Below are 6,468 nucleotides of genomic sequence, written 5' to 3'. Positions count from 1 at the left end.
CTCCTTTTATTTTCAAGCACAGTGAAATGGAACGGAGGGCGCGAGACTCCTGCGGCAGTGCGAGTCCTGGGCAGACACCGCAGGCGCAAGCGCCGAGGAGGCTTCCCGGACCGCCCGCGGAAAGCGAGCGACCGCAGTGCAATGTAACGGTCAATGTTCAAATCCTCCAAAACCCCGAGCAACCGACGTCTAAAAAACAGCCAATAAACAAAAAAAAACCTCGGAATGAAATCATTCCGAAGCTTTGAGCCTGCGAACGGCAGGAATCGTTTTATGGTTTAATCATCCAACTCGGTTTTCAATACTTTTCCCGTCATTGCATCGACTTCTACATCATATTCTTTTTTACCTTGCTTGATTTCCAATTCATAAACAAGGCCGCCATCTTCCGAATCCAATTCGGCGTCCGTCACTTGCCCATCCACCTTTTTCAAGGCAATCTTTTCAGCTTCATCCATGCTGACCTTTGCTTTTTCCACCGCTTGCTCCGTGCTCATATCTTCATCGTCGGCATCTTCCGGCTCCTGAGAAAGAATCTCTCCTTTTTCAGCATCGACGTCCACGTCCTGATAGCCTTCTTTCGTTTTAACGGTCATTTCATAGGTCGTTGGCTGATCCCAATCCTTCTCGAATTGAGTAACCTCCCCGCCTAGTTTATCCGATATCATTTTGACAGCCTCATCCTCGGATAGGGCCCCTTTATTGACTGCATATACCGCCGTTCCTGCGGCACCGCCAAACAGCAATACCGTGGCTGCGGACACCGTCACGATCATCTTTTTCCGTTGAATGATACCTTCCTTTATCGTACTCCACTGCTTTTTCATGAATGAGTTCCTCCTTTAATTTGTTACCTTAAGAATAACCATCCTTCATGAAACGAGCATGAGGGCTAGATTAGAATTCGATGAGAAAGGATGATAGTCACCACTGTTCCCTCTCCGACCTCGCTTTCGATGCCCAATTTACCATGAAAGGACTCGACAAGCGATCGGGCGATGGAAAGCCCGAGACCATTCCCTCCGGTTTTCCTTGCTCTCGACGAATCGACTCGATAGAAACGTTCGAATACATGAGGCAGATGTTCTGGTGATATCCCTGGACCTTGGTCTTTCACGCTGATGAAGATATCATCCATCTCCCGTTTTATCATGATTTCTATACCGGCATCACTATATTTGATTGCATTGTCGAGGAGAATGACCAGTACCTGTTCAAGCTTACCGGGAATGGTGATTGCCTGGATTTCCTTAACCTCGGATTGCAGCTTTATTTCACGATTGTTCGTCCGTCTAAACGTTTGGGCAATCTGATCACAAAACGAAATAAGCTCGATTTCTTCCTCCGTATCGAAAGTAGGGTCCGATTGGGAAGCCGCCTGCAGCAAATGCTCCGTCAGCTGTTTCATCCGGAGGGCTTCATGATGGATCGCCTCCACCGCCTCTTCCTGAATCGCCGCATCCTTCATTCCCCAGCGTTTCAATAAGGAGGAGTAGCTTTCAATGACCGTGATCGGCGTTTTCAATTCATGGGAAGCATCCGAGAGGAATTGCTGTTGTTGGTCATAATTTCGCTCCAGCCTTCCGATCATCTTGTTGAATGATTCCCCCATTACCTGCAGCTCATCCTTTGATCGACCCGCTAGCGGGATCCGTTTGAATTCACCGCTCTTCTCGATCTCCAACATGGTTCCGCTCATGATCGATATCGGTTTAAGGATAAGCTTGGCCAGCCACTTGCCTGCAAGGATCGATAACAAAACGACAAAAAGGGAGGACCCACCCAATACGAGTGCGAGGGTCGATAAATGATCAAGGAGGGTGTCCTGCGGCTGGGTGATTTCGATTATCCCCCGTTTCTTCCCTTCATCCGGATAAGGATAGCGGTAGGTCAGGACATATTCCCCGTCGACCTTGGTAAAATCATATCCTTTCTCGCTTATGGACGGTACCGCCAGCCCCTGGAGATCCTCGTCATCCGCAAACGACTTGATCAAGCTTCCATCCGTGCCGAATATGCGCACCATGGCATCGTCAGGTGTATAAGCCTCCAGTAAACCGGCATCACCGGCTGTCAAATCATTATCGACGATGTTTTCTTCAATCAACGAAGCTTGATCTTCCAGCACATCTTCTTCCCTTTCCACGGATATCCAAAGGAAAGCACATAAAACGATGACACTCAACAAAACCAGCATGATGCTTAAAAAAAGGCTGGAATACAATTGAATTTTTGCGGAAATCTTCATAAAGGCTCCTTCAAGCTATAGCCCACACCGCGATACGTATGTATGAGCTGCAATTCAAAGGGGTAATCCACCTTTTTGCGTAAATACCGGATATATACGTCAACCACATTCGTATCGCCTACGAAGTCATATCCCCAAACATGGGTAAGGATTTGCTCCCTTGTCAGCACTTGATTTTTATTTTGCAACAGGTACACAAGCAAGTCGAATTCGCGGGAAGTCAGCTCGATCCTTTTCCCCTGCCTCAGGATATCCCTTGTGCCAAGATTCAATTTCAGATCATGGACCGTAAGTTCATCCGCACTTCCTTCAGGCTGTTCCGTCTGGACATTGGCCCGAAAACAAGCACGAATCCGTGCCAGCAGCTCTTCGATTTCAAACGGCTTCGTCACGTAATCATTCGCTCCATGATCAAGCCCATTCACCTTGTCAGGGACGGCATCCCTTGCCGTTAAAAGGATGACTGGCGTGGAGGCATTCTTCTTCCGATAACGCCTAAGCACTTCTATGCCATTCAGCTCGGGCAGCATCACATCCAATAAGATTAAATCCCACTCTTCACTTTCCGCTTTCTCCAAGCCTGTTTTCCCGTTATGAGCGGATTCCGTCCGATAGCCTTCATGATTAAGTTCAAGCTGCAGCACCCTTGCAATTTTTTCTTCATCTTCTATTATTAAAATCCTTTTATTCATCGTTACGACCACCTCCCCCTTAGTGTACTGAAGAAAAATGAAAATATCATGAGAAATCTCATGATATGGCAAATAAAAAGGACCGGATGCGAAACACATCCGATCCGGTTTATTTACCAACCCAATGCTGGTCAATGAATTCATCACGTCCCGATTTCGCTCGATCCGCCTTGTACTCTTCTTTATTTTTCTTGTGGTAGCCTTGATGATAGTCCTCGGCCGGATAGAAGGTTTGGGCCGGAAGGATTTCGGTCACGATCGGTTTAGCGAACTTCCCGCTCGCTGCCACCTTCTCCTTCGCTTCACTGGCCAGTTTCTCTTGAGCCTCATCATGAAAGAAGATGGCCGTCCGATACTGGCTCCCCCTGTCATGGAACTGACCGCCGTCGTCGGTTGGATCAATCTGCTGCCAATACAATTCCAACAGCCGTTCATAGGGAAATAATTGGGGATCGAACGTAATTTCCACGACCTCATAATGTCCTGAGGTACCCGTCTTCACTTCCTCGTAAGTCGGATTATCAACATGTCCTCCCGTATAACCGGATACGATCCCTCCAATCCCCGGTTGTTCCTCGAATGGTGTAACCATGCACCAAAAACAGCCTCCAGCAAATGTGGCTTTATGCATGTTGGTCATCTCCTTTCCCTTATGTAATAAGAATCAATATACCATACTTCAATCATGCCGCTGTATGTTTCGGTGTTCCCAAAGTCAATCTTTTGACCAGCCCTTTTCCTTGAACCTTACGATCGCTTCAACACGATTGCTTACATCTAGCTTGTCGAGTATGATCGATATATAATTTCGGACCGTTCCATTCGTTAAATATAGCTGGCTGGCGATTTCCTTCGTATTCTTGCCATCTGCGATCAATTTGAGCACCTGACACTCCCGTTCAGTGAGTGGGTTTTCCTCCTCGAATGCCATATCCACCAGCTCAGGGGCATAAATGCGCCTGCCATCCATGATGACTCGGATGGAGTTCGCCAGCTCCTCACTTGGGCTATCCTTTAGTAGGTATCCACCTACCTCTGCCTTCCTCGCCCTTTCAAAATAACCAGGGCGCGCAAAAGTCGTCAAGATGATGACTTTGCACTGATTGCCCTCGTTCTTGATTTCTTCTGCAACATCCAGTCCGGTTTTTACAGGCATCTCAATATCGGTAATGCATATATCCGGCTGCAAACGTTTGACGAGTTCCATTGCTTCTTCCCCGTTGCTCGCTTTTCCGACAACTTCCATATCCTCTTCCAGATCGAGGATAGAGCCTAGCGCGCCGAGCAGCATCCGCTGGTCTTCGGCAATTACGATTCGAATCAATGCTAACCCCACCTATCCATTATTTTTTATGGCATTCGGAACCCTGATATACAGTGTCGTTCCATCAGTGGAACGAATATCCAGACTGCCGTTCACGAATTCAAGCCTTTCCTTCATCCCTTGAAGGCCATTGCCTTTATAAAATTCCGATTTATGTGAAAGTCCCACGCCATTATCTTCGACTTTGATCGTCACGCCTGTCTGCAATTCCTCTATCACGATATGACAGGAGTCGGCACGGCTATGTTTGACGATATTGGTCACGGCTTCTTTCAAGCACATGCTTAAAACCGTTTCAACAAGCAATGGCGTATCTTGCAGTTCCGTGGTCCCTTCCAAACTGAATTCTATCTCTGCCGCTTTCAGTATTTGCTTGACACGGATGATTTCATCGCTTAGCTTGGCCCCGCGCATTTCCGATACCATTTCCCTTACTTCCTTAAGAGCCGTCCTAGCCGTTTGGCGGATATCCCTGATTTCTTTCTTGGCAGAGTCCGGTTTTAAGTCAATCAATTTACCTGCGAGGTCGCTTTTCAAGCCAATTAAGGAAAGCTTTTGTCCAAGTGTATCATGTAAGTCCCTGGCAATCCGCTGACGTTCCTCCATCTTGCCCAGCTCTGATATTCTTTTATGTGCATCTTCCAATTGTTCTTCCAGTCTATCCCGTTTATTACGATTATACGTGTTGAATGGAAGAAGGATTACGCCCACTACACAAATCAGCATAAAGGGAAACTGCGAAAAGAAGGTAGGGTCCTTCATGATGAAGCCAATATTGACGGAAACGATGGTAGCTAAAAGCTGGATGGAATATAATACGAAAAAACCAACCTTATTTTGAACATTTCCAATGAAGAATGCCAAAAAAAGTGAAAAGTAAATGTAGCTGAAAAAAATGGTCATCGATATCGATATGATGATTTGTATGGCCGTCCACACGTATACCGGCCATCCCTTGGACACGAAAGAGAGACCATATGAAATGAAGAACAAAATGATCATGATGATACCAAAGATAATCTCCAGCATCGATGAAGATTTGAAAATGAAATAAAAAGGGAGGATACAAAAAATGATCCAGACATACGGGCTTAGTCCCGTATTCTTCGGAAAGATATGATACCAACTGTGCATAATGCCGCCTCTAATTCTTTTATTCCTAGTATATACTAAGAGGTTTCATCAAAAAACCATCCAAAGCAAATCGTGGTTTTAAACGGCCATTTATTTTTTCATGTTTCGATTGATCATACGGAGCTGATGACGATACCGCTGGACGTGCCCAAGTTGCTGACTGACCCTGAAGCAAGGACGGTGAGCAAGGGCCCCATCTTTTCGCAAATGCTTGTTTGGTTACTTGATTACTCCAGTATAGGATATGGAACATTCACCTGTAGTCATGAACGTCAAATGATTTGGATGACAGTTGTCACATCCTCCTGCATTTTCACCCTTCCCAACAAACAGATCCTTTTTCAGGCGAACGCTTCATGGCCTTATTGCATATACCCGTTCAGGTCGGCCGACCGTGCCATAGGTTAAATCGGCTTCGATTTTCTCCTCGGACATCAGGTGCTCCAGATAGCGCCGTGCCGTGGTCCTGCTCACACCTATTTCATTGGCAACTATTTCTGCCGTCAACCCCGCCGATGCTTTTCCCAACACAACCATCACCTTCTCCAACGTCATCCTATCGATTCCTTTTGGCAGTGGCGCCCGTTCCCTCTCCTTGTCCTTCACTTCTTTGCTTAAAAGCTTGTCCACCTGTTGCTGGGTCATGGGAAAATTGACTTTTTCGAATTCGGACAATTTCTTGTAATACTCCTGATATCGAAGGATGGACTGCTTGAAACGTTCAAATGAGACAGGCTTGATGATGTAATCAAATATGCCGATTTTAATCGCTTCCTGGACTTTTTCGATTTCTTTAGCCGCCGTTATCATGATGACATCCCTCTGCTTGCTTTGCTGCTTGATTTCCTTAAGCATATCCAGCCCATTCATATCCGGAAAATACATATCAAGCAGTAATAAATCCGGCTGCATGATTTCAATGAAGCTTTTAGCTTCATCATAGCTTGAAGCGATCCCTATCGTTTGAAAACCCTCGATCTTTTCGATGAAAAGCTTTTGTATCTCCGCAACCCTTAAGTCATCTTCTATGATCAACACTTCTATATCACGAGTGGCTTTCATATAATCTC

The 6,468-nt window shown here is 46.0% G+C and carries 7 protein-coding genes and 1 pseudogene; 1 reads left to right on the top strand and 7 read right to left on the bottom strand.

Annotation, left to right across the window (positions count from 1 at the left end):
- Positions 1 to 248, top strand: a pseudogene (locus tag CVN76_RS31940) (hypothetical protein); the annotation flags it as partial.
- 30 nt (positions 249 to 278) lie between these two features.
- Here CVN76_RS31940 and CVN76_RS21685 read toward each other — a convergent pair.
- The 7 genes from CVN76_RS21685 to CVN76_RS21655 form a co-directional block, all read right to left on the bottom strand.
- Positions 279 to 827 carry a PepSY domain-containing protein gene (locus tag CVN76_RS21685; protein WP_061141132.1) on the bottom strand — a complete coding sequence of 183 codons (549 nt, stop codon included), beginning with the start codon at positions 825 to 827 and terminating at the stop codon, positions 279 to 281.
- A 65-nt stretch (positions 828 to 892) separates the two neighbouring features.
- Positions 893 to 2,248, bottom strand: a complete 1,356-nt coding sequence (locus CVN76_RS21680; RefSeq protein WP_100533021.1) for a sensor histidine kinase — start codon at positions 2,246 to 2,248, stop codon at positions 893 to 895.
- Positions 2,245 to 2,940: a response regulator transcription factor gene (locus tag CVN76_RS21675; protein ID WP_100533024.1), complete on the bottom strand. Its 696-nt coding sequence runs from the start codon at positions 2,938 to 2,940 to the stop codon at positions 2,245 to 2,247. Before CVN76_RS21675 ends, CVN76_RS21680 begins: the two co-directional genes overlap by 4 nt.
- Before the next feature lie 109 nt (positions 2,941 to 3,049).
- Complete coding sequence (gene msrA / locus CVN76_RS21670; RefSeq protein WP_061141135.1) at positions 3,050 to 3,571, bottom strand: peptide-methionine (S)-S-oxide reductase MsrA; 522 nt, start codon at positions 3,569 to 3,571, stop codon at positions 3,050 to 3,052.
- Positions 3,572 to 3,655: 84 nt separating this feature from the next.
- Positions 3,656 to 4,264: a response regulator transcription factor gene (locus tag CVN76_RS21665; RefSeq protein WP_100533020.1), complete on the bottom strand. Its 609-nt coding sequence runs from the start codon at positions 4,262 to 4,264 to the stop codon at positions 3,656 to 3,658.
- Between the two features lie 12 nt (positions 4,265 to 4,276).
- Positions 4,277 to 5,398 (bottom strand): sensor histidine kinase, encoded by a 1,122-nt coding sequence (locus CVN76_RS21660; protein WP_100533019.1) that lies wholly within the window; start codon positions 5,396 to 5,398, stop codon positions 4,277 to 4,279.
- Between the two features lie 354 nt (positions 5,399 to 5,752).
- Positions 5,753 to 6,460: a response regulator gene (locus CVN76_RS21655; protein WP_100533023.1), complete on the bottom strand. Its 708-nt coding sequence runs from the start codon at positions 6,458 to 6,460 to the stop codon at positions 5,753 to 5,755.
- Between the last annotated feature and the right edge of the window lie 8 nt (positions 6,461 to 6,468).

Source organism: Bacillus sp. mrc49 (assembly GCF_002803435.1).
The sequence above is the reverse complement of the archived record's forward strand: the minus strand, read 5'-3'. Positions and strand labels throughout refer to the sequence as shown.

Bases quoted from the DNA above. Each gene is read 5' to 3' on its own strand.
- CVN76_RS21685 (WP_061141132.1), bottom strand. From the start codon at position 827: ATGAAAAAGCAGTGGAGTACGATAAAGGAAGGTATCATTCAACGGAAA.
- CVN76_RS21680 (WP_100533021.1), bottom strand. From the start codon at position 2,248: ATGAAGATTTCCGCAAAAATTCAATTGTATTCCAGCCTTTTTTTAAGC.
- CVN76_RS21675 (WP_100533024.1), bottom strand. From the start codon at position 2,940: ATGAATAAAAGGATTTTAATAATAGAAGATGAAGAAAAAATTGCAAGG.
- msrA (WP_061141135.1), bottom strand. From the start codon at position 3,571: ATGCATAAAGCCACATTTGCTGGAGGCTGTTTTTGGTGCATGGTTACA.
- CVN76_RS21660 (WP_100533019.1), bottom strand. From the start codon at position 5,398: ATGCACAGTTGGTATCATATCTTTCCGAAGAATACGGGACTAAGCCCG.
- CVN76_RS21655 (WP_100533023.1), bottom strand. From the start codon at position 6,460: ATGAAAGCCACTCGTGATATAGAAGTGTTGATCATAGAAGATGACTTA.